The organism is Kitasatospora sp. NPDC005751 (assembly GCF_040630835.1).
GTDB lineage: Bacteria > Actinomycetota > Actinomycetes > Streptomycetales > Streptomycetaceae > Kitasatospora.
In genome coordinates this window covers 37,414-60,423 of sequence record NZ_JBEXYC010000001.1, presented here as the reverse complement: position 1 = coordinate 60,423, position 23,010 = coordinate 37,414, and the positions used below count along the sequence as shown (strand labels likewise).

Here is a 23,010-nt window from a genome sequence, read left to right as displayed (position 1 = left end):
GTCAACTTCGCGTGACGCGGGGGCAGCCGCCGCACATCTCCTCCGGCCGCACGGTGTAGACGAGGCAGCAACTGGCCCGGGCACGGTCGGTGCCCGAAGCACCTCCGGTCGCGAAGCCCGCGCCGGGGGTGAAGGACGGCGCGCACACGCCGGGCGTGCACGCCCTGGCCACCGGGAGCGCCGGGGCTGCCGCTGGCCCGTCGTCCGCCCGGTCCGGTGCCAGCAGGTCCGAGAGCTCCGCCCGGGCCCGTTCCTCCTCGCCGAGCAGCCCGCCGACGTACCAGAGGCCCTCCACCACCGCGTCGGTCGCCATCGCCCAGAGCATCCGCGGGCTGCGCCGCACCGCCGGGCGGAAGGCGGTCAGCACCGGGGCCAGGAAGCCGGCCAGCGCGGTGCGCAGTTCGGCGGCCAGTGCCGCCTCGTCGGCCACCGTCCGGGCGCCGGGCAGCCCGGCCGCCGGGTCGTCCGGCAGGCAGACGAACACCCCCGGGCGGGCGGTGAGTTCGCCGGTGGCGCGGCGGATCGAGACGTCCTCGGGGGTGAGCAGCGGCACCCGGCGCTCCAGGAACCAGGGCAGGGTGAACAGCAGCGCCGTCGGCCAGCTGAAGCGGTGCAGGCCGAAGCCGGCCGCGACGTCGGGGCGCAGCGGGCGGCCGTACCGGGCGATCCCCTCCCGGGCGTCGTGGGCGATCAGTTCGGCCAGTGCGTCCGGGTCGGTGAGGAGGTCGGCGCCGCTGATCCAGCCGTCGCCGGTGCGGGGAGGGGCGCTGTGCACCCGCAGTGCCGGGAAGAGCCGGCCGAGTCTGCGGTAGCTGGTCGTGCATGGCGCCGGCGTGCGGGTGACAGCGTGCGCGGGGGTGGTGCGGGGGGCGTACGGCGCGGGGCCGGGTCGGGTGCTGCTCGCGGTCATGGTGCGGGCCCTATCGGGTCGACCGGCCCCGTGCCGGACCGTCCGACCCGTACCCGGCCGGGTTCGGCGGCGGCCGGGCCCGGCCGGCCGGGGCCTGGCGGAGCCCGGGAACGGCAAGGCGAACCTGGCCGGAGTACTGCTCACCCCGGCCAGGTTAGGCTCACCTTAGCTGATTGTTCCCCGGGGTTCCCGTTCGACGCGTCCGTCCGGGGGAGCGCCCGGCGTACGCACCGCGCTCAACTGGCGCGCGAGCCAGACCGGTACGCCCCCGAGCGCCTGGACCAGCCTGGTCGCCTCGGCCCGCAGCCGGACCGCCTCGTCCGGTTCGGAGACCTCGGCAAGCGCCGCCAGCGCGGGTGCCACCCCGACCGTGAAGCCGAGCTGCTCGCGCAGCCGCAGCGAGGCGTCGAACCCCTCCCGGGCCCGGTCGTGGTCCCCGGCGGCCTGGGCCAGTGCGGCCAGGTGCCGCCAGGTGTAGGAGCGCAGCAGCTCGTCCCCGCGCTCGTCGGCCCCCTCGTGCGCGCGGCGGTAGGCGATCCAGGCCGCCGTCGGGTCGCGCAGCAGGTTCTCCGCGACCAGCCCCCGGCGGAAGTCCAGCAGCGGACGCCCGGGGGCGTCCGGCGGCAGCAGCGCCGAGGTGCGTCCGAGCGCCGCCTGTGCTTCGTCCAGCCGGTCGCGTGCGCCGAGCACGCTGGAGACGTAGGCGAGGAACCCGCGGGCGCAGGAGGCGCCCGCGCGCTGCTCGGTGCTGGTCACCAACGCCTCGGCGAGGCGCAGCGCCTGTTCCGCCTGGGTCCAGTTGGCCGCGGTGAACAGGCACTGCTCGATGAGGAGTTCGGCCCGGCCGAGGGCGGCCTCGGGGTCGCGTTCGGCGGCCGGGCGTAACAGCTCCGCGGCCTCCTGCCAGCACGCCCGGGACCGCAGCCGCCATACGGTGTCCCCCGGTTCGCGGGGCGCCGGCCGCCCCCGGCCGTCGCGCCCGCCCTGGCCACTCGGGCCCCATCCGTGCTCCGACAACGCCACCTCCTTGTGTGCGCCATCCAGCAGGACGCCGGCCTCTGCCCCCAAGGCCCGCGTTGTGGCGGCAATTCAACACGGGGGTGAGCTTGTGCACCAGATCACGAGCGCAGGTTGTTGCGGGCGAACCGGTTCCGCGCCGATCGCTCCCGGGGGCGGGCGGGGCCACCGGGACGGCCGGGGCCGGTGGGCCGGGCAGGCCGACGGCCCGGGCCGCGGGCGGACGGTGTCAGGCGGGCCGGGCCGGTCGGAGCGGGGTCAGGACGTCCAGCCGGTCTCCATCAGCGCCTCGGCGGCGCCGTTGGCGGGCTGGGGCACTCCGGCGAGGTCGAGGCTGAACAGGGCGACCAGCAACTGCTCGCCGCGCACGGTGGCCTGGTGCGAGTAGCCGGCCAGGGTGAACATCGCGGCGGCCATCTCCTCGGCGTGCAGGGTCTGCAGCCAGAGGCACTCCACCGACTTCACGTCGGCCGGCTCGGTCCAGGTGTCCACCTGGGCGACCATCCGGCTGCCGAGCAGGGTGACGCCGTCGCGCTCCTGGGCCTCCGTCAGCTCAAGGTCGTCGAAGCCCAGCCACTCCAGGTAGCGGGCGGCGGTGAACACGGCGTCCTGCGAAGTGCGCACCGGGTGCGGGCGGAACGGCGCGCGCCGCCGCCAGGGGGTGGCCGCGGCACCGGAGCCGCCGGGCGGGGCCGGGACGGGCGCGTTGAGCGGGTGGGCGGGGTGCGGGCGGGAGTTCTGCGGGCCGGCGGTGCCGAGCTGGCCGGTGGTCGCGCTGCCGCCGAGGCGGGTGGTGCGGTCCACCGGCAGTCGCACGGTCGCGCCGCAGTTGCAGGTGAACTCGGGCTGCGGCCACTGGTCGGAGCGGCCGCAGTGCGGGCAGCGCATGTTCAGCCAGGAGTCCTCCCAGGACCGGAACCGCACCTGGACCGGCACGCCGCCGCGCAGCAGCGGCACCTTGAGCGAGGCGCCGCACGGGCAGGGCAGCGACGGCGGCTCGTACAGGTGCTCGCGCCGACAGGCGGGGCAGCGGATCGCCCGGGCGCCACCACCCGCCACCGGCCCGTGCTGTGCGGGGTCGCGTCCGGTGAAGTCGTCGGGCAGTCCGGACATCGCGGGCACCGTCCGTTCGAATCGAGGGGAAGGACGTGTCCCATGCTCCCCGAAACGCGGGGGCCGCGGCGCGGAATGGGGCAATCCTCAGGGACAGATCAGGGGTGTGCGGTCGATCCCTCGTCGGGGAGGAGGAGCCCGCCCCACCCCGTGGGGGGACCGGCCGCCGGTCCGGACCGGGAGAGGATCACCCCGTCGTCCAACGGGCGAGGTCGGCGGGGGTGTCCAGGTCGTCGGGGACGGCGATGTCGGCGCACTCGACGAGCGTGATCCCGTCGGCGTGCGCCGCCAGCAGAGCCCGCGCGCCGGAGTCGCCGGTGGCGCCCGCCGCAGCCTCGGCGAAGTGCCGGGCGCCGATCAGGACGGGGTGCCCGCGCCGCCCCGCGTAGGCCGCCGCCGCCAGCTCGGCGCCGGCCCGGTGGGCGGCGAGCAGCCGGGCCACCGCCGCCGGGGTGACACCGGGGGTGTCCACCAGCATCACCAGGACGGCCGAGGCCTCCGGCGCCAGGGCGGCCAGCCCGGCCCGCAGCGAGGAGCCCATCCCGCCGGCCCAGTCCGGATTGGCCACCAGCCGGCAGCCCGGCAGATGGGCGGTGGAGCGGACCCGGTCCCCGGCCGCGCCCAGCACCACCGTCACCGAGGCGCAGCCGCCGGCCCGGACCACCCCCGCCGCGTGCTCGACCAGCGGCCGGCCCCGGTACCGGATCAGCGCCTTCGGCCGGCCGCCGAGCCGCCGCCCGCCCCCGGCGGCCAGCACCAGGGCGGCGACCGGCCGATCGCCACCCGTCCGGCCACTGGTCCCCGTCGGGCCGCTGCTCCCCGTCCGGCCGCTGGTCCCCGTGCTGTCGCGCATGGACCCAGCCTGCCCGTCCGGGGTGCCCCGGCGCAGCCGTAGGAAGCCACAGTTGGACGAACGCACAAGGAGAACCCGCAGGTCGGGGCAGCTCCCCGGTGGTTCGGCCGCTGGTATCCCGGCCCGGCTGCCCCTGTACTGGGCCGATGAACACCGCACCGCGCCCGCTGTCGGACCGCTTCGGCAGGGTCCACACCGACCTGCGGGTCTCCCTCACCGACCGCTGCAACCTGCGCTGCACCTACTGCATGCCGACCGAGGGCCTGAACTGGCTGCCGAAGGCCGAGGTGCTGAGCGACGACGAGGTGGTCCGGCTGGTGCGGATCGCCGCCGGGCGGCTGGGCATCGGCTCCGTCCGGCTGACCGGGGGTGAGCCGCTGCTGCGCCGCGGCCTGCCCGACCTGGTCCGGCGGATCACCGCCCTCGGCCCCGAGGTCTCGCTGACCACCAACGGCATCGGCCTGGCCCGCACCGCCGACGCGCTGCACCGGGCCGGCCTGCACCGGGTGAACGTCAGCCTGGACACCCTGCGCCCCGAGCGGTACGCGGCGATCACCCGCCGGGACCGGCTCGCCGACGTCCTCGCCGGCCTGGCCGCCGCGCAGGCCGCCGGGCTCGCGCCGGTGAAGGTCAACGCGGTGCCGGTGCGCGGGGTCAACGACGACGAGATCCTCGACCTGGTGGAGTTCGCCGCCGAGCACGGCTACCGGATGCGGTTCATCGAGTCCATGCCGCTGGACGCGCAGGGCGCCTGGGACCGGGCGACGATGGTCACCGCCGACGAGATCCTCGCCGTCCTCGGCACCCGGTGGGACCTCGTCCCGGTCGGCCGGCACGGGAACGCGCCGGCCGAGGAGTGGCGGATCGCCGGCACCGGCACCGTGGTCGGTGTGATCGCGTCCGTCACCCGCCCGTTCTGCGGCGGCTGCGACCGCGTCCGCCTCACCGCCGACGGCCAGTTGCGCAACTGCCTGTTCGCCACCGAGGAGTCCGACCTGCGGGCACTGCTGCGCGGCGGCGCGGACGACGACCGGATCGAGGCCGCCTGGCGGGCCACCATCGGGCGCAAGGGCCCCGGCCACGCGATCAATTCGGCCGACTTCGTCCAGCCGGACCGGCCGATGTCCGCGATCGGGGGCTGAGCCCGGCGGGAGGAGGCGGGGCGGGGCCCGGGCGGGCGCCGGGGTGTGAGCTTCGACATGCTCGAACGCTCCGTGCCGCGCCGCCTTGACGGCCCGTGGGGCGACTGGTCTGCTGGGGCGCCGTCAGCCACCCCCCAGTCCGGGAGTCCCCGTGCCCGCCCGCCGCACCGCCCTGCTCGCCGCCGCCGCCTTCCTGATATCCACGCCGGCGCTGGCCGGTTGCACCGGGGGTGCCGGGAAGCCGGCCACCGAGGCGGCCGGGCCCGCCGGCGCGGGCACCAGCCCGCTGCAGAATCCCGACGGCACCAGGCCCGGCCTGGCGCCGCTGACCACGCCCGAGGAACGGAAGGCCGGCCGCGACATCATCGCCGGGGTCGCCACCGCCGCCGCCGGACCCAAGGACGGCTACGACCGCGACGAGTTCGGCCCGGCCTGGACGGACAACGTCGACGGCGTCCCGGGCGGCCACAACAACTGCGACACCCGCAACGACCTGCTGGCCCGGGACGGCCGCTCGGTCGAGCGCAAGGACGGTTCGGCCTGCACCGTCACCGCGATGACCATCGACGACCCGTACACCGGGAAGACCGTCCGGTGGAGCAAACAGCAGGCCTCGAAGATCCAGATCGACCATGTGATGCCGCTGTCCTACGACTGGCAGATGGGCGCGTCGACGTGGGACAAGGCCAAGCGCGTGCAGATCGCCAACGATCCGCTCAACCTCGTCCCGGCCGACGGCTCGCAGAACGCCTCCAAGGGCGACTCCGGTCCGGCCGCCTGGCTCCCGGCCAACACCGCCGTCCGCTGCTCGTACGCGGTGCGCTTCGCCCAGGTCTCGCTGAAGTACCGACTGCCCGTCACCGAGGCGGACAAGAAGGCCATGCTCCAGCAGTGCGGCGGTTGAGGAAACGTTCCGTCACGCTTTGCCCCCCCCTTCGCCGTCCGCCGGTCGATCACGAGATGACCGGTGTGACGGTCAGGTGATATTCGTGTGCGGTGCATTCGATGATCACCCGGTTCTCCCGGCGCGCCCTGCCCGCGGCCGTCGCCGCCGCCCTCCTGGCCGGCTGCGCCGGCTCGGGCGGATCCACCGCCACCGACGCGGCCTCCGGCACGCCGTCACCGGCCGCCGCCCCGGCCGCGCCCAGCGCGTCGCCGACCACCCCGCCCACGCCGACGCCCAGGCCCACCGGCGCGGCCGACCCGGCACTCAAGCCCTTCTACGGCCAGCAGATCGCCTGGGCGCCCTGCGCCGACGACCCGAAGACCGCCAAGGTCGACGAGTCGGTGCTGCAGTGCGGCTCGCTCAACGTCCCGCTGGACTACGCCCATCCGGCCGGCGACCCGCTGGCCGTGGCCGTCGTCCGGGTCCCCGTCGCCAGGCAGGACCAGCGGCTCGGCTCCCTGCTGGTCAACCCCGGCGGGCCCGGCGGCTCCGGCGTCGGCATGGTCAAGGCCGCCCCCGCGCAGTTCGACGGCCCGATGCACGACCGCTTCGACGTGGTCGGCTTCGACCCGCGCGGCGTCGGTCTGACCACGCCGCTGAACTGCCTGGACGACAAGGCCCGCGACGAGTGGCTCGCCACCGACACCCCGGGCGACGACCACGGCAAGGTGCTCGCCGACGCCTGCCAGGCCAAGTTCGCCAAGCTGCTGCCGTTCATCGGCACCCGCGACACCGCCCGCGACATGGACGTCCTGCGCGCCGCGCTGGGCGACCAGAAGCTCAACTACTTCGGCATGTCCTACGGCACCTACCTCGGCAGCCTCTACGCCGAGGAGTTCCCCGACCGGGTCGGGCGGCTGGTGCTGGACGGTGCGGTCGACCCGTCCGTGCCGCTGGCCCAGCACAACACCGTGCAGTACGCGGGGTTCGAGCGCTCGCTGCGGCTCTTCGCCGCGTACTGCGCTAAGCAGGACCAGTGCCCGCTCGGCAAGGACCCGGCCAAGGCGGCCGACAAGCTCGCGGAGTTCCTCGACGGGCTCAAGGCGAAGCCGCTCACCACCACGAGCGGGCGCGCCCTCACCGCCAACGCCGCCTGGGCCGGCGTGCTCGACAGCCTCTACGGCGACGAGAAGACCTGGGACGCGCTGCGCGACGACCTCGGCTGGGCCATGGTCCGGAGCAAGGGCGACAACCTGCTCGCCCGCGCCGACGGCGCCTACGGCCGTGACGAGAAGGGCCACTACGGAGACTCCGCCGACGCCTACACCGCCATCCACTGCGCCGACGGCGCGACCGCCGTCCCGACCGGCGAGGCCCTCCAGGCCGCGTACGCCGACCTGGCGGCGAAGGCCCCGCTGATCACCCGGCACGAGCCGAGCCTGGCGCTGTTCGACCCCGACTGCCGTGCCTGGCCGTTCCGTTCCGCCGAGCAGCCGCACCCGATCGTCTCGAAGAGCGAGGCCCCGATCGTGGTGGTCGGCTCGACCGGTGACGCGGCGACGCCCTACGCCTCGGCCGAGAAGCTCGCCGCCCAGCTCGGCAACGCCGTCCTGCTCACCCGCGAGGGCGAGGGCCACATCGGCTACGGGCGGAGCACGTGCGTCCGGGCCGCGGTCGACGCCTTCCTGACGGACGGCACCGCGCCGGCCGCCGGAACGCGCTGCCCGACCGACTGATCCGCGCCGAACGGCGACGGAGGGGACGCACCGCCCAGCGGCGGCGCGTCCCCTCCGTCGTCCTCCCGCGGCTCCTGGCTCAGGGGCGCTGCTCAGGGGGCGGGCGTCTGTGTCAGGTCGTAGAAGGTGGTGCCGCCCACCGTCTTCGCGGTGAAGTGGCTCGCCACCCAGGTCTCGATCCGGGCGGTCTGCGACTCCTGGGCGCCGCCGTCGGCACCGGCGGTCGCGGCGGGATCGGTGCTGGTGCCGGTCCCGGTGCCCGTCCCGGGGCCGGCCGTCCGGCGGGAGCCGCCGCTGATGAACCAGTGCACCTTGCCCTCCCGGACGTACTGCCGGAAGGCGTCCAGGCCGAGCGACGGGTCGGTGCCGTTGAAGCCGCCTAGGGCCATCACCGGTTCGCCCGAGGCGAGTTGGTAGCTGGCGGCGGTCTGCGAGCCGCCGGTCGCGGCGGCCCAGGTGTAGCGGTCGGCGTCCTGCCGGAGCAGGGCGGCGGCCTCGTCGCTCACGGTGGCGCCGTTCAGCAGCCCGCCGATGCCGCCGGGGGCGCCGCCGGCCATTCCGCCGCCGCCGAAGCCACCCGTGCCGCCGAAGCCGCCGGCGGCGCCGCGTCCGTTGCGGCCGCCGCCCGTTCCGCCGGTGCCCGTTCCGTCGCTGCCCGTGCCGCCCGCGCCGTTCGCGGCGCCGCCGGGCAGCTGCCCGGGCGCGCCGCCCTGACCGGGCGAGCCCTGCTGCCCGTTGAGGAAGAACCGGCCGTCGCCGCCGGGCGGCATCCCGCGCATCCCGCCCGGGCCCATTCCCCGCCCGCCCGCGACCGCCGGACCGGCCGTCACGATCGAGCCGGTGTGCGGCGTGTTCACGGTGTCCACCGCGTACGCCGCCGGACCGCCCAGCGCCGCCGCCAGACCCACCAGCCCGACCGTCGTGGCGAGTCGGGCCGCCAGCCGCCCGGCCAGCAGCAGCGCCGCCCCGGCGGCGAGCCCGCCGACCAGGACCGCCCAGCGCAGCCACGGCAGGAAGTCCGCGCTGCGCCCGAGCAGGACGTACGCCCAGACCGCCGTGACCGCCAGCGTGGCGCCCAGCACCGCGGCGTAGGGCAGCCGGTGCCGGACCCGCCAGAGGCCGTCGACGCCCATGCCGACCAGCGCCGCGACCGCCGGGGCCAGCGCCACCGTGTAGTACTGGTGGAAGATGCCGGACATGAAGCTGAAGGTCAGCGCGGTGCAGACCAGCCAGCCGCCCCAGACCAGGAAGGCCGCCCGGGCGGTGTCGGTGCGGGCGTAGCGGCGGGTCGCCCAGAGCCCGAGCAGCAGCAGGATCAGCGCGGCCGGCATCAGCCAGGCGATCTGCCCGCCGATGTCGCCGTCGAACAGCCGGGTGATGCCGGTCTCGCCCCAGCCGCCGCCGCCCATCGCGCGGCCGCCGCCGGGCGGTGCCTCGGCCCCGCCCATCAGCCGGGCGCCACCGCCGCCGACACTGCCGGTCTCGTCGCCGTTGAGCCGGCCGAAGCCGTTGTAGCCGAAGGTGAGCGAGAGGAAGCTGTTGTCCTGCGAGCCGCCGATGTACGGGCGGGCCGAGGCCGGCACCAGCTCGACCACCGCCACCCACCAGCCGCCCGCCACCACCATGGCCAGGCCGGCGGCCAGCAGTTGCCGCACCCGCCGCCAGAGCCCGGTCGGCGCGACCACCAGGTAGACCAGCGCGAACGCGGGCAGCACGAGGAAGGCCTGGAGCGTCTTGGTGAGGAAGGCCAGCCCGAACATCACCCCGGTGAACACCAGCCACCGGGTACCGGCCGCCTCGGTGGCCCGCAGCAGGCCGTACGCGGCCAGCGTGAGCAGCAGCACCAGCAGCGCGTCCGGGTTGTTGAACCGGAACATCAGCGCCGCCACCGGCGTCAGCGCCAGCGCACCCCCGGCCAGCAGGCCGCCGAGCGGCGAGAACCGGCGGCGCACCGTCGCGTACAGGGTGGCCACCGTGGCGACCGCCATCAGCGCCTGCGGGGCCAGCACCGACCAGGAGGAGAGGCCGAAGAGGCGGGCGGAGAGCGCCATCGGCCAGAGCGCGAGCGGCGGCTTGTCGACGGTGATGAAGTTCCCGGCGTCCGAGGAGCCGTAGAAGAAGGCCTTCCAGCTCTGGCTGCCCGCCTGGGCGGCCGCCGAGTAGAAGGAGTTGGCCCAGCCGGAGGCGCTCAGGCCCCAGAGGTAGAGGACGGCGGTGGCGGCCAGCAGCGCCAGCAGCGCGGGGCGCACCCAGCGCGGGTCGTCGGCGCGGCCGCGCCAGGACCGGGCCGCCAGGGTGCGCAGCCGGCCGGCCCAGGACGCCGGGCCCTTGGGACCGGCGGCGGGTGGCGGGCACGGCGGGAAGAGCGCCTCGGCCGGCGCGGGGGCGGGAGCCGCTCCGGGGACGGGGGCGGGGCCGGGGAGCCCGGGGGCCGGCTGCGGCACCTCCGGCGGCGGATAGTTCGCGGCCTCCGGCCACGGTTCGCCGGCCGGAGGGGAGAAGCTGGTCGTGGTCATGGACGCTACGCTCGGCCGCCCGGCTGAGAGGACCGTGAGACCGGGCTGTGAGCCGTCTCTAATCCTGCCGGGGGCCGTGCGGACGGCCGCGTGCGCACGCCCCCGGCGGCCGCGGCGGGTCGGTGCGCGGCGGGGAGTGCGCGGCGGGTGCTACGCGGCCTGGGGCATCGTCAGGTGCTTGCCCAGCCACTCCATCGCCGGCGGGATCTCCCGCGTCCAGGTGTGGAAGTTGTGGCCGCCGGTGTCCAGGGTGATCGTGGAGAGCTTGGTCGGCGCCTTGAACGCCTTCACCATGTCCTGGGTGGCGGCGTAGTTGTTCTCGTCGTGGGCGGTGGCCAGCAGCAGCGAGACCGGCGCGGCCGGTTGGTTCTGCAGCCGCCACAGCAGGTCGTTCTCCTGCTTCAGCCGGCTGTCGCCGCCGAAGAGGTCACCGGTGGTCTCGTCGATCGGCGCGGTGTAGTAGCCGGAGAGGGAGACGGCGGCCCGGTAGGCGTCCGGCTTGCGCAGCGCGAACTTCAGCGCGCAGTAGCCGCCGGTGGAGTTGCCGATCACGGCCCGGTTGGCCGGGTCGGTGCCGATCCGGTAGGTGGTGCCGAGCGCCTTGGGCAGGTCGCTGGTGAAGAAGGTCTCCACCTGCGGGCCGTTCGGGACGTCCACGCACTCGGTGTCCCGGTTGTTGACGAGGGTCGGCCGCATCATCACCAGGATGGTCGGCGGGAGCTTCTTCTGGTCGATCGCCTCCAGCGCGGAGGCCGGGTACTGCATCAGCGAGATCAGCTTCTCGGGAGTGCCGGGGTAGCCGGCCAGGACCAGGGCCATCGGGAACTTCTGCTGCGCGAAGTCGGGCTGGAAGTACTGCGGCGGCAGGTAGACGAACCCGTCGGTGCTCAGGCCGCTGCCCGCTCCTTTGACGGAGACCTTGTGGATCAGGCCGACCCGCTCCGGGTTGGAGCCCTGCTGGGCGTAGAACTTCTGCTCGCCGGTGATGGCGACGGAGGCGTTCGGCTGGTGGTCGACCACCGTGCCCGGCCCGCCGTTGGTGCCCAGGAGGTCGGTCCAGGAGCTGTAGAAGCCGAAGTAGCCGTTGGCGATCAGCCCCATCGCGACCAGCACCGAGATCTGGGTGGCGAGGAAGGCGCCGATCCGCCCGAGCCAGGCCTGCCAGCCGCGCCCGCCGAATCTCGGCCAGAGCCACATCGTGGCGGCGAAGACGCCGATCGCGAGGAGGGACGCGATGATCTGGAGGGGGAGTCCCGTAAGCCTGAGCACGTGACCGATCGTAGTTGACGCGCGGTGGCGTCCCGTGCGCCCCTCTCTGCGCCCCGCCTGCGCCTCAACACGCCTCTTGTGCGCCCTGTTGACCGCGTGACAAAGGCTCGGGATCATGTCCGCGGGGAATGCACGGAGCGTGCATGAGAGATCACCGGGGGAGCGGGCATGAAGTCCTTCGTCAAGGTCGGCCTGGCGGCCGGCACAACGCTGCTGCTGGCGGCGTGCTCCAGTGGAGGGTCCGGAGGGGCGGACTCCTTCGGCCTGGGCCCGGGCAAGAGCGCCCCGGCGTCGGCGAGCGCCAGTGCGAGCCCCAGCCCGACACCCACCCCGACCCCGACGCCGACCAAGCCGCCGTACGGGCCGGTCCTGGTGAGCTACATCGACCCGGTCAGCGCCGCGCTCGGCAAGCTCAACGCCTCCGCCGGTCTGGACGCCTTCGCCACCACGCTCCAGGAGGCGGCCACCGCCGCGTCCTCGGCCGGCAGCGGCCTGGGCCTCGCGGGCGAGCCGGCGGCCGTCAGCACGGCGCGGCGCCAGCTGGTGACGGCGCTCGGCCAGCTCTCCACCGACCTGACCAAGGTCCGCAGCGACATCAAGGCGAAGAACCTCTGCGCCACCACCTCGGCCTTCGCCCAGGTCGGCCTCTCCGAGGGCCTCAAGGCGGTGCCCCCCGCCCTCGCCCAGATGGCCGCCGCCGGGTATCCCACCACCTTCAACGTCCCGCAGACCCCGCAGCTCCAGACCCGGTCGCTGGAGAGCGGCACCATGGTCCGCTCGGGCCGCCTCAAGGGCGAGGGCGTCCTCAACGTCGACAACGGCGGCAGCTCCGACGCGGTGGTCTCGCTCGCCCAGAACGGCAAGTCGATCCACTCGGTCTACGTCGGCAAGGGGAAGAAGGCGTCCATCGAGGGTGTCGAGGACGGCACCTACGACGTCTACTTCGCCGGTGGCGTCGACTGGGACCCGACCCTGAAGGCGTTCACCCAGAGCTGCGACTTCAGCAAGTTCGACGACAGCATGGCCTTCGAGACCGGTCGCACCTACACCTCGTGGTCCATCACCCTCCAGCCGGCGGTCGGCGGCAACGCCAAGACCAGCGACGTGGACGAGGACACCTTCCCGCAGCCGTAGCGGAAGAAGTACCCGCGGCGGGCCGGGAGCCCGCGGCGCCGTCGGCCGATCCGGCCGGCGGCGTTGTCCTGCGTGGGGCGCCGTCCCGGGTCGCGGGCGACGCGCGCCAGGGCGGCGAGCGGTGTGCCGACGAGGACGGGCAGATCCAGGTGCAGGTGGTGCCGGCGGGGGCGGGCAGGTCCCGGGTGGGCCTCGGAATCCGCGACACCTGACGGTTCACCCGGTGGCACCGGTCCTGCCGTCGCACCGCCGGGCAGGCTCGCGGGTGGCGCCGCGGACATGTGGTGCACATCTCGAACCTGCCTCCCGGGTAGCAGGTTTGGGCCGGGGCGCGTGCTGCGACCTCGGGTGATGGGGCCTGAGGCGGCGAAGGCCGTGGCAGCGGCGCGGAATCGGTGGCGCGAGTTCTGTCGGCATGGTTGACCCGTTGAGGTGGTCATGGCACTTTCGTGCGGCGCGGGCGTCCGCGACCGGTCGTACGCCCCGCAATCCCCCACAAGGAGAAGCATGTTCAAGAGACTTGCCGCCCTCGTCGGCGCAAGCGCCGTCGTCGCGGGTGGGCTGACCCTCGCCGCCACCCCCGCCCAGGCGGTTCAGGCCGGCGATCTGACGTCCACCATCGCGCTGAGCAACTGCTCGGCCTCGCTGGTCCGTTACCCCTCGTCGGTGGACACCGACCGGGCCCTGATGCTCACCAACGGCCACTGCCTGCCGACGATGCCGTCGGCCGGACAGGTCATCCAGAACCAGAGCGCCAGCCGCAGCGGCACGCTGCTCGGCTCCTCGGGCAACTCGCTCGGCACCGTCCAGGCGGACAAGGTCCTCTACGCGACCATGACCGGCACCGACGTCGCCCTGTACCAGCTGACCGACACCTTCGCGTCCATCACCTCGAAGTTCAGCGCCACGGCGCTGACGATCAGTGACACGCACCCGGCCGACGGCTCGGCGATGTACATACCCTCGTCGTACTGGAAGCAGGTGTGGAACTGCTCGGTCAACGGGTTCGTCGACACGCTGCGCGAGGACGAGTGGACCTGGCACGACTCGCTGCGCTACAGCGCGGGCTGCAACACCACGCACGGCACGTCCGGTTCGCCGATCGTCGACGCCGCCACGAAGAAGGTCGTCGGCATCAACAACACCGGCAACGACGACGGCCAGATGTGCACCCTCAACAACCCGTGCGAGGTGGCGGCCGACGGCACCACCAAGGCCACCAAGGGCCAGAGCTACGGCCAGGAGACGTACTGGTTCACCACCTGCCTCGGTGCCGGCCGGGTCATCGACCTCAACGTCAGCGGCTGCCTGCTCACCAAGCCGGCCGGCACCAGCGTCTCGGTGACCAACCCGGGCAGCCAGAGCACCGCGCTGAACGGCTCGGTCAACCTGCAGATCTCGGCCTCCGGCGGCACCGCGCCGCTGACCTTCACGGCCACCGGCCTGCCGACCGGCCTGTCGATCAGCTCCAGCGGCAAGATCACCGGCACCGCCACGGCCGCGGGCACCTACAACGTGACCGTGACCGCGAAGGACGCCGCCAACAAGACCGGCACCGCCTCCTTCACCTGGACGGTCACCGGCGGCGGTGGCGGCACCTGCACCCCGGCGCAGCTGCTCGGCAACGCGGGCTTCGAGACCGGCAGCGCCGCGCCCTGGACGGCGTCCAGCGGTGTCGTGGACAACAGCGCCTCGCAGGCCGCGCACGGCGGTTCGTGGAAGTCCTGGCTGAACGGCTACGGCTCCGCCCACTCGGACAACCTCTCGCAGGCGGTGGCCGTCCCGGCCGGCTGCAAGGCGTCGCTGAGCTTCTACCTGCACATCGACACGGCGGAGACCGGCTCGACGGCGTACGACAAGCTGACCGTCTCGGTGAACGGCACCGCGCTGAAGACCTACTCCAACGTGGACGCGGCGGCCGGCTACCAGCTGCGGACCTTCGACCTCTCGTCCTACGCGGGCCAGACGGTCACCGTGAAGTTCGCGGGCACCGAGGACGCCTCGCTGCAGACCAGCTTCGTGATCGACGACACGGCGCTGCAGACCAGCTGACGCCTGCGCCGTAGTCCCCTCGGCCGCCCGGTCCCCGACCGGGCGGCCGTTCGCGGGTCAGAACAGCCGGTGCCCCTTCACCCAGACGCTGCGCCTGCCGTCGGCGCCCACCAGCCGGAACTTGTTGATGCCGGGGTAGGACCAGCCGACCCGGAAGAAGCTCAGCCCGAAGACGAACGCGAGGAAGGCCCACAGGAACAGGAGGCCGAAGCCGTCCGTCGCGTCCGGGTCGTTCTCGTCCACGGTCTGCCCGCCCAGCTGGACCAGCATCGGAACGACGACCGCCAGCGAGAGCAGCAGCACCGCCCCCACCACCAGGTAGATCCACCGCTTCCGGCGCGCCGTGGGGCGGCTCTCGACCCTGGCGCAGAACGCCCGCCGGCACCGGTCGCAGGTGAACGACGCCACCGCGCTGCCCTGTTGAGGGCGCTTGCGGTCCTCGCCCGAGATGATGCCGATGTTCCAGTTGACCCTCGTGGCGGTGAACCCGGCCTCGACGCTCACCCGGCACCCCAGCGCGATCGAGTACCGCTCCTCGATCGACGGATTCCTGACTCCCATACGTCCCCCCTGCCGCCCGCGCCCGCCGCGGGTGAGCCAGGGTACCGCCCGAGACCGGCCCGGGGGTCGGAGTGCCGCCCAAGTTCCTTGTTTTGCAGACGCGTTGGCCTGGCCGGTCGGCGTAGGCCGTCTCGCCGGGGCCCGCTCCGCGGGCCACGGTGCGGGGCGGGCCGGAGCCCGCCCACGCCGCAGGCGTCGGCAGTCCGACCCTGGGGGAGGATGCCGGCACTGTCCTGGTGAGCGGGCCCCGGCGGGGGCGCGACGGGGGCGTCAGGCCTTGCTGAGCCAGGCGGTGGCGTTGAGGGCGAGGGCGGCGTTGGTGCCGGCCGGGTCGTTCCAGCCGTTGAAGAGGGTGTTGCCGGACTGCCCGGTGCCGTCGTCGGCCGGGGAGCTGTCGCCCCAGATCGCGACCCGGCCGCTGCCGTAGCCGCTGGTGACGAAGAAGGCGCCGGTGGTGCCGCTGTAGCCGGTCCGGTAGAGCAGGCCCTTGACGGAGGGGTTGTCGGCGGGCTTCAGGGTGAAGGTGGTGCCGGAGCGCAGGATCGAGCCAGTGACGGTGCCGAAGGCGCCGTGCAGGACGGGGTCGGCGGGGTCGTTGACGGCGCGAGGGTTGTCGGTGGAGATGTTCTTGACGTCGACGCTGAAGCCGAAGGGGTCGTTGTTGTCCACCCCGTTGTTGGTGAGCAGGTCGTTGATGACGGCGGGGGAGTCCCAGCCGTCGTTGTTGCGGTCGCTCTGGTTGTGGTCGGAGATCAGGAAGAGCCCGCCGCCGTTCTGCACGAAGCGGATCAGGGCGGCCTTCTCGGCGGCGCTGAAGCGGACGTTCGGCTCGGGCACCACGAAGGTGTCGAAATTGGCGAGGTCGAGCGCGGCCCCGGTGCCGTAGCTGATGGTGGAGCCGGCCGGGAGGGTCTTGAGGCTGTACTGGCCGGTCTTCTGCAGGGCGACGCCCCAGGCGGAGAGCGCGCCCGTCCAGCTCTTCTCGGTGCTGGGACTGGCGTTCTGGGCCAGCGGGTCGGGCTGGCTGGTGGAGATGATCCAGTCGGCGTTGCCGGCGGTCTCGGCCTTGGTGTTGTCGAACAGCACCCGGTGGGGGGCGGCGGCGGTGGCCGCGGTGGGGGCGGGTGCGAGGCCGGCCGCGGTGCGGGCGGTGGGGGAGGCCGAGGCGGTGGGGGCCAGGCCGGAGAGGCCGGCCGCGAGGAGGGCCGGGGCGACCAGGGCGGCAGCCGTTCTCATGCGGATCATGTGCCGTTCCTCCGTGGGGAGTTGAGGTGTCGGCGCCCGAGTATTCGCGCGTAGATCCGAGTATCCGCGTGCGGTCCGTCCGGTGAAAGCCTCCGGAGGTTACGGGTATTTGTACGGTACATGGCGATCTTTGGGAGGACCGGAGCGCTTCCGGAATGCGCCCTCCGCGCGCCGTCACGTCCCGACCGCCCCGGACCAGTACTTGCGTATGACTTGCAAGTACTTCCTCGCCGAGGGAAAGATGGCCCAGCTCCGCCCGCTCCCCCGAAAGGACGACACGATGTCCAGCCCCGCCGCAGGTGCCACCGCCGTCAGATGGCGCGACCGGCTCACCCGTGAGGAGTGGATCCGCCTGGCCGGCATGGGCGGCTTCATCCTCGCGCTGCACGTGATCGGCTGGTTCACCCTCCTCGCGGTCATCGCACCCGAGCACTACGACGTCGGCGGGCAGGTGTTCGGCGCCGGGATGGGCCTCACCGCCTACACCCTCGGCATGCGGCACGCCTTCGACGCGGACCACATCGCGGCCATCGACAACACCACCCGCAAGCTGATGGGCCAGGGCAAGCGACCGCTCTCGGTCGGCTTCTGGTTCTCGCTGGGGCACTCCTCGATCGTCTTCGGCCTCTGCGCGCTGCTCGCCTTCGGCATCCAGTCGCTGGCCGGCCAGGTCGAGTCCGACGACTCCACCCTGCACGACACGACCGGCCTGATCGGCGTCTCCGTCTCCGGGACGTTCCTGCTGCTCATCGGCCTGATCAACCTCGGTGCCTTCAACGGCATCCTCAAGGTCTTCCGCAAGATGCGCGAGGGCGAGTTCGACGAGGCCGAGCTGGAGCAGCAGCTCGACAAGCGCGGCTTCATGAACCGCATCCTGGGCCGGGTGACCAGGGCCGTCACCAAGCCCTGGCACATGTACCCGGTCGGCCTGCTGTTCGGCCTCGGCTTCGACACCGCGACCGAGGTCTCGCTGCTGGTCCTGGCGGGCGGCGCGGCCGCGTTCCAGCTGCCCTGGTACGCGCTGCTGGTGCTGCCGGTGCTGTTCGCGGCGGGGATGAGCCTGCTGGACACCATCGACGGCTCGTTCATGAACTTCGCCTACGAGTGGGCGTTCTCGAAGCCCGTCCGCAAGATCTACTACAACCTGACCGTCACCGGTCTCTCCGTCCTGGTCGCGCTGGTCATCGGCTCGATCGAGCTGATCGGGCTGCTCGGCGAGAAGCTGGACATCACCAGCGGGCCGGTCGCCTGGATCGGTGAGCTGGACCTCAACTTCGTCGGCTACGCCATCGTCGGCCTCTTCGTGCTCACCTGGGCGGCGGCGATCGCCTACTGGAAGCTCGGCCGGGTCGAGGAGAAGTGGTCGGCGGGCCTGGCGAGCGCGGCGGAGAAGGCCGAGTAGCGGCGGGGCTCCGCGGGTGGGCGGTCGGCGCCGGCCGCCCGGAGCGCGCGAACGGCGGGCCGGTCCGGGGTTCTCCCCCGGACCGGCCCGCCGTTTCGTCGTTCGGTCCGTCCGTCCGTCTGTCTGACCGGCTGTGTCCGTCCGCATCGTCCCGGCTCCGCTCGGAGCCCGCCCGGAGCTCGCTCGCAGCCTGCCCGGACCGGCCGGCCGACCCGCCCCGGGGGACGGAGCGCGGGTGCCGGGCACCCGGGCGGAGCGGCGAGCGCTCGAAATCGGCCAAATTTACGAGGGATGGGGATCGGTGGAAACCCCTACGGAAGGCCGGAAAGCGGCGCCGGCGGTGCCGTCAGGGCATCGCGGGCGCGAAGCGGCCGGTCGGGCCGGCCGCCAGGGTGCGGTCGAGCAGGGACAGCGCCCGCAGCTCGGCCACGCCCTGGTCCGGCGCGCGGACGTACAGCACCAGTCCCACACCCCCCGGGACGGCGCAGGCGCGCACGTGCTCCAGACCGTCGCCCGGCCCCGCGCACCCCCACACAGCTGCCTGGACGTCGGCGGCCCCCGCCTCGCCCGTCGGCGCGGCGGAGACGTCCAGGAGGGTCAGGTGGACGGGGAACACCGAAGGGTCAGTCCCAGCCGATGCCCGGGTTCCCGGTAGGGGTGGTGTCCCAGCCGATCGCCGCGGGCAGCGGGTGGTCCCAGCCGATGCCGGTGTCGGCGGCCACGCCGGCGGTGACGGCGGCCGGCTGGGCGGCGAAGGCGGGCGCGGAGATGCCGGCGAGGGAGAGTGCGAGGGCGGCGGCGGCGAGCAGCCGGACGGTCTTGGGCACGGCGGTTCCTGTTCTGGGCACAGTGGTTCAGGGCGCGAAGGGGCAGAGCGCGGGGGAGGTGTGCGAGCGCGGGGCGTTGGAGCGCGGGGGAGGGTGCACGCACGGGGAATCCTCCCCGGTGGCGGCCCCCGGGCGGGAGGGGCGGCGGCGGGCAGCAACAGGCCAGGCAGCAAGCTGCAACCTCCTGGCGAAATCCCCGCGGATGCGCCCACCGGCCGGCCCGCCCCCGTGGGCCGGTCCGCCGGCGGGGCCGTGGGCGCGGTAGCGTGCCGCTCGCCAGGGCCGCTGCCGGTGCCCCTCGGGCGACACCCCCGGTACCGTTCCGGCGGGGCTGTCGGCGTGGTTCCCCGCCGGGGACCGGCGTACACCCGAGTCGCTTGACCGGATCATGCCTTGTGAGGCCGGTGCCACGGCGCAAGGATCGAGCCGCAGATCGCCCGATAATCCCATTGCGACGAGCAGGGGTCATTGAAGTGCTGGAACTGCTGGGCCTCGACACCACCGCGGAGGCCGTCTACCGCGAGATGCTGGCCGACCCCGAGGGTGGCGTGGTCGAACTGTGCCAGCGGCTCCGGCTGCCCGAACGCGCCGTCCGGGAGGCACTCGACCGGCTCGCCGACCTCACCCTGCTGCGCGCCTCGCGGGACCGCCCCGGGGCGTTCTGGCCGGTCAGCCCGGAACGCGGACTGGAGCTCCTGCTGCGCCGTCAGGAGGAGGACCTCGCCCGGCGCCAGCAGGAGCTGGCCGTCTCCAAGGCGGCCGTGGCGCGGGCGGTGGCCGAGTACGCGACGCTGCGCGCCAGCACCCTGGTGGACGGCGGCGAGCGGCTGGTCGGCCTGGACGCCATCCAGGCCAAGCTGGAGGTGCTGACGGCCCGGCTGACCTCCGAGTGCCTCGCGGTGATGCCCGGCGGCGCGCAGTCCGCGGCCAGCCTGGCCGCCTCCCGGCCGCTGGACGAGGACGCCCTGGTGCGCGGGGTGAGCCTGCGCACCATCTACCAGGACAGCGTCCGCAACGACCCGGAGACCCTCGGGTACGCGCAGTGGATGACCGGTCTCGGCGGGCGGGTGCGCACCGCGCCGGTGCTGCCGCCCCGGATGCTGGTCTTCGACCGCTCCACCGCCGTGGTGCCGATCGACCCGGAGAACACCCGGCTCGGCGCCCTGTGCACCGAGGAGCCGGGCATCGTCGCCTCGCTGGTCGCGCTCTTCGAGCAGACCTGGGAGACGGCCGTCCCGCTCGGCACCCACCGGGCCGAGGACGCCGGCACGGGCCTGAGCGCCGGTGAGCGGGAACTGCTGCGACTGCTCTCCACGGGGCTCACCGACGACGCGGCGGCCAAGCGGCTCGGGGTCTCGGTGCGGACGGTGCGCCGGCAGATGGCCGCGCTGATGGAGCGGCTGGACGCGGGCAGCCGGTTCGAGGCGGGCCTGAAGGCCGCTCAGCGCGGCTGGCTGTAGCGGCGGTCGCGGTCGCGGCGGTCGGCCCCACCGTGACGGGCCGCCGGGGTGGCCCGTCGGCCGGGGCGGCCCGGCAGTGCCGGGAGCGGCATCCCCTCGGCCCCGGGAGTGACCGTCAGGGCGGCGGCGGGACCCCGTCGGGCGCCCAACCTGTCGCGCGCGTCACAGCTTCGGGTGTGATCTCGCCGACGGTCTCGATTGTTCACCGCCGAGGTCTTGTCGCGTCATTTTCTACGCGCGTATCTTAAGGCGCTGCGGGGGGCCGTCCAGGATCCCCGGGCCCGCGCCTCTACGCGGGTAGCGCACTCGCGCCCGTCTGACCCACCCTCACGTCCCGGCAGCCCCACGACTGCCGGGCCACTCGTGCCACCCCCGTTGCCGTGCCGCTGCGCGCCACGACGAACCAAGGAGTCCCGTCCAGGTGACCACCTCCCCCGCTTCCCGCCCGCGGTCGCGCCGCACCCTGCTCCGCGCGACCCTCCTTCCGGCCGGCCTGGCCGTCTCGCTGGTGCTCGTCCCGCTGCCGGCCGCGGTGGCCGCGCCCTCGGCCGACGCGGTGATCGCCGAGGTGTACGGCGGCGGTGGCAACTCGGGTGCCACGCTGAAGAACGACTTCATCGAGCTGGCCAACAAGGGCGGCGCCGCCTTCGGCCTGGACGGCTGGAGCGTGCAGTACATATCCGGCACGCCCGGCGCGAACTCCCAGTGGGGCGTCACCCCGCTGACCGGTGCGATCGCCCCCGGCACCCGCTACCTGGTCGCCGAGGCGGCCGGCGCGGCCGGCACGGTCGACCTGCCCACCCCGGACGCGGCCGGCTCGCTGGCCCTGTCGGGCACCAGCGGCACCGTCGCGCTGGTCCGCGGCACCGACCCGCTGACCTGCAGGACCGCCGCCGACTGCGCCGCCGACCCGCGCGTGCGGGACCTGGTCGGCTTCGGCACCGCCGTCGTCCACGAGGGCTCGGCCGCCGCCGCCGGCGCCTCCAACACCGCCTCGGTGGCCCGCAAGGCGGGCCTCGCGGACACCGACGACAACGCGGCGGACCTCGCCGCCGGCGCCCCGAGCCCGACCAACAGCAAGGGCGAGGTCGCCGAGGGCTCCACCCCGACCGGTCCGACCGAGCCGGGCACCGTCCGGATCCACGACATCCAGGGCACCACCCGGCTGTCGAGCCGGACCGGCAAGACGGTCGCGGGCGTGCCCGGCATCGTCACCGGCGTGCGCGGCTACGGTTCCAAGGGCTTCTGGATCCAGGACCCGGACCCGGACGCCGACCCGGCCACCAGCGAGGGCGTCTTCGTCTACACCGGCAGCGCCAACCCGACCGTCAAGGTCGGCGACTCGGTGCTGGTCACCGGCAAGGTGACGGAGTACTACCCGAACTTCAACGGCGGCTCGCAGTCGCTCACCCAGCTCAGCGGCCCGGCCGTCACCGTGCTCTCCTCGGGCAACCCGCTGCCGGCCGCGGTCGAGGTCGACACCCGCAACATCCCCGGCACCTACACCCCGCAGGCCCCGGCCGGCGGCACCGTCGAGTCCCTGCCGCTCCAGCCGGAGAAGTACACCCTGGACTTCTACGAGTCGCTGGAGGGCATGCGCGTCCAGGTCAAGGACGTCCGGGTGATCCAGGCGACCGACAAGTACAACGAGCTCTGGGTCGCGGCCGACAAGCAGGACCAGAAGAGCCGGCGCGGCGGCGTGCTGTACGAGTCGTACGAGGAGCCGAACGTCGGCCGCCTGATGGTGCAGCAGCAGGCGCCGGCCGCCCAGCAGCCGTTCCCGGTCGCCAACGTCGGCGACGTGCTGACCGGCACCACCGACGGCCCGCTGGACTACAACGGCTTCGGCGGTTACACCCTGGTCGCCGGTGCCCTCGGCGCGCTCCAGGACAACCACCTGGCCCGCGAGGTGACCGCGCAGCCGGCCGACCGCGAGCTGACCATCGCCACCTACAACGTGGAGAACCTGGCGCCCGGCAACCCGGACGCCAAGTTCGCCGAGCTGGCCCAGGCCGTTGTCACCAACCTGCGCTCGCCCGACGTCCTCGCCCTGGAGGAGATCCAGGACAACAACGGCGCCAAGAGCGACGGCACGGTGGACGCGAGCCAGACCGTCGCCAAGTTCGTCGCCGCCATCAAGGCGGCCGGCGGTCCGGCGTACGACTGGCGCTCGATCGACCCGGAGGACGGCAAGGACGGCGGCGAGCCCGGCGGCAACATCCGCCAGGTCTTCCTCTTCAACCCGCAGCGGGTCTCCTTCACCGACATCGCCGGCGGCAGCGCCACCGCCGCGGTGGACGTGGCCGGCACCGGTGCGGCCACCGCGCTGACCGCCTCGCCCGGCCGGATCGCCCCGGCCGACGAGGCCTGGGTGAACAGCCGCAAGCCGCTGGTGGGCCAGTTCTCCTTCCGCGGCAAGAAGGTCTTCGTCATCGCCAACCACTTCAACAGCAAGGGCGGCGACCAGGGCATCGACAGCCGCTTCCAGGCCCCGGCCCGCAGCTCCGAGGTGCAGCGCCTCAAGCAGGCCACGGTCGAGCAGGCCTTCGTCGCCAAGCTGCTGGCCGCCGACAAGGAGGCCAAGGTGGTCTCGCTCGGTGACTTCAACGACTACCAGTTCTCGCCCGCGCTGGCCGCGCTGACCAAGGACGGCGTGCTGCGCGACCTGGTGAACGAGCTGCCGGAGAAGGAGCAGTACTCCTACGTCTACCAGGGCAACTCGCAGGTGCTGGACCACGTCCTGGTCAGCCCCGAGGTCGGGTACGCCAAGTACGACGTGGTGCACATCAACAGCGAGTTCGCCGTCCAGGCGAGCGACCACGACCCGCAGGTGGTCCGCATCAAGCCGTAGGGCCCGCGGCACGACCGAGGGGGCGGTGACCGGAGT

At 73.8% G+C, this 23,010-nt stretch carries 16 protein-coding genes and 3 pseudogenes; 9 read left to right on the top strand and 10 right to left on the bottom strand.

Going from position 1 to position 23,010, the window contains the following annotated elements:
- Nucleotide 1: 1 nt before the first annotated feature.
- From ABZ497_RS00260 to ABZ497_RS00245, 4 genes are all read right to left on the bottom strand, one after another.
- Complete coding sequence (locus ABZ497_RS00260; protein WP_359802283.1) at nucleotides 2–910, bottom strand: (2Fe-2S)-binding protein; 909 nt, start codon at nucleotides 908–910, stop codon at nucleotides 2–4.
- Nucleotides 911–1,075: 165 nt separating this feature from the next.
- Nucleotides 1,076–1,927, bottom strand: a complete 852-nt coding sequence (locus tag ABZ497_RS00255) for a hypothetical protein (RefSeq protein WP_329487121.1) — start codon at nucleotides 1,925–1,927, stop codon at nucleotides 1,076–1,078.
- 258 nt (nucleotides 1,928–2,185) lie between these two features.
- On the bottom strand, nucleotides 2,186–3,040 hold the full coding sequence (locus ABZ497_RS00250) for a hypothetical protein (protein WP_359802280.1): 855 nt from the start codon (nucleotides 3,038–3,040) through the stop codon (nucleotides 2,186–2,188).
- A 187-nt stretch (nucleotides 3,041–3,227) separates the two neighbouring features.
- Nucleotides 3,228–3,800 (bottom strand): nucleotidyltransferase family protein, encoded by a 573-nt coding sequence (locus ABZ497_RS00245; RefSeq protein ID WP_352290404.1) that lies wholly within the window; start codon nucleotides 3,798–3,800, stop codon nucleotides 3,228–3,230.
- Nucleotides 3,801–4,039: 239 nt separating this feature from the next.
- Between ABZ497_RS00245 and moaA the strand changes: the two genes are divergently transcribed.
- The 3 genes from moaA (at nucleotide 4,040) to ABZ497_RS00230 (ending at nucleotide 7,657) form a co-directional block, all read left to right on the top strand.
- Nucleotides 4,040–5,035, top strand: a complete 996-nt coding sequence (gene moaA, locus ABZ497_RS00240) for a GTP 3',8-cyclase MoaA (RefSeq protein ID WP_359802278.1) — start codon at nucleotides 4,040–4,042, stop codon at nucleotides 5,033–5,035.
- Between the two features lie 211 nt (nucleotides 5,036–5,246).
- Nucleotides 5,247–5,939 (top strand): HNH endonuclease family protein, encoded by a 693-nt coding sequence (locus tag ABZ497_RS00235; RefSeq protein ID WP_359802975.1) that lies wholly within the window; start codon nucleotides 5,247–5,249, stop codon nucleotides 5,937–5,939.
- 101 nt (nucleotides 5,940–6,040) lie between these two features.
- Nucleotides 6,041–7,657: an alpha/beta hydrolase gene (locus tag ABZ497_RS00230; RefSeq protein WP_359802275.1), complete on the top strand. Its 1,617-nt coding sequence runs from the start codon at nucleotides 6,041–6,043 to the stop codon at nucleotides 7,655–7,657.
- A gap of 92 nt (nucleotides 7,658–7,749) precedes the next feature.
- Here the strand turns inward: ABZ497_RS00230 and ABZ497_RS00225 are convergent, their stop codons facing one another.
- Together ABZ497_RS00225 and ABZ497_RS00220 are read right to left on the bottom strand one after the other, a co-directional pair.
- Entirely contained in the window at nucleotides 7,750–10,173 is a 2,424-nt protein-coding gene (locus ABZ497_RS00225) for a glycosyltransferase family 39 protein (protein ID WP_359802272.1), read from the bottom strand.
- Nucleotides 10,174–10,323: 150 nt separating this feature from the next.
- Nucleotides 10,324–11,442: an alpha/beta hydrolase-fold protein gene (locus ABZ497_RS00220; protein WP_329487115.1), complete on the bottom strand. Its 1,119-nt coding sequence runs from the start codon at nucleotides 11,440–11,442 to the stop codon at nucleotides 10,324–10,326.
- Nucleotides 11,443–11,610: 168 nt separating this feature from the next.
- On the opposite strand from ABZ497_RS00220, the gene ABZ497_RS00215 reads away from it, so the two are divergent.
- From ABZ497_RS00215 to ABZ497_RS00205, 3 genes and pseudogenes are all read left to right on the top strand, one after another.
- A complete protein-coding gene (locus tag ABZ497_RS00215; RefSeq protein ID WP_359802269.1) occupies nucleotides 11,611–12,576 on the top strand; it encodes a hypothetical protein in 966 nt (321 codons plus the stop codon).
- A gap of 438 nt (nucleotides 12,577–13,014) precedes the next feature.
- Nucleotides 13,015–13,701, top strand: a pseudogene (locus ABZ497_RS00210) (serine protease); the annotation flags it as partial.
- Between the two features lie 201 nt (nucleotides 13,702–13,902).
- Nucleotides 13,903–14,628, top strand: a pseudogene (locus tag ABZ497_RS00205) (putative Ig domain-containing protein); the annotation flags it as partial.
- Between the two features lie 57 nt (nucleotides 14,629–14,685).
- On the opposite strand, the gene ABZ497_RS00200 reads toward ABZ497_RS00205, so the two are convergent.
- Nucleotides 14,686–15,189 carry a hypothetical protein gene (locus ABZ497_RS00200; protein ID WP_359802266.1) on the bottom strand — a complete coding sequence of 168 codons (504 nt, stop codon included), beginning with the start codon at nucleotides 15,187–15,189 and terminating at the stop codon, nucleotides 14,686–14,688.
- A gap of 273 nt (nucleotides 15,190–15,462) precedes the next feature.
- Nucleotides 15,463–16,434, bottom strand: a pseudogene (locus ABZ497_RS00195) (hydrolase); the annotation flags it as partial.
- A gap of 280 nt (nucleotides 16,435–16,714) precedes the next feature.
- Here ABZ497_RS00195 and ABZ497_RS00190 point away from each other — a divergent pair.
- On the top strand, nucleotides 16,715–17,836 hold the full coding sequence (locus ABZ497_RS00190) for a HoxN/HupN/NixA family nickel/cobalt transporter (protein WP_329492064.1): 1,122 nt from the start codon (nucleotides 16,715–16,717) through the stop codon (nucleotides 17,834–17,836).
- Nucleotides 17,837–18,182: 346 nt separating this feature from the next.
- Here ABZ497_RS00190 and ABZ497_RS00185 read toward each other — a convergent pair whose 3' ends face one another.
- On the bottom strand, nucleotides 18,183–18,452 hold the full coding sequence (locus ABZ497_RS00185; RefSeq protein WP_329487110.1) for a hypothetical protein: 270 nt from the start codon (nucleotides 18,450–18,452) through the stop codon (nucleotides 18,183–18,185).
- A gap of 7 nt (nucleotides 18,453–18,459) precedes the next feature.
- A complete protein-coding gene (locus ABZ497_RS00180; RefSeq protein ID WP_359802264.1) occupies nucleotides 18,460–18,663 on the bottom strand; it encodes a hypothetical protein in 204 nt (67 codons plus the stop codon).
- A gap of 473 nt (nucleotides 18,664–19,136) precedes the next feature.
- On the opposite strand from ABZ497_RS00180, the gene ABZ497_RS00175 reads away from it, so the two are divergent.
- Together ABZ497_RS00175 and ABZ497_RS00170 are read left to right on the top strand one after the other, a co-directional pair.
- Entirely contained in the window at nucleotides 19,137–20,123 is a 987-nt protein-coding gene (locus ABZ497_RS00175) for a helix-turn-helix transcriptional regulator (RefSeq protein ID WP_329487108.1), read from the top strand.
- Nucleotides 20,124–20,586: 463 nt separating this feature from the next.
- The gene (locus tag ABZ497_RS00170; protein ID WP_359802973.1) at nucleotides 20,587–22,974 is read left to right on the top strand and encodes a lamin tail domain-containing protein; all 2,388 of its coding nucleotides are present in this window, start codon (nucleotides 20,587–20,589) and stop codon (nucleotides 22,972–22,974) included.
- The last annotated feature ends 36 nt before the right edge of the window (nucleotides 22,975–23,010 follow it).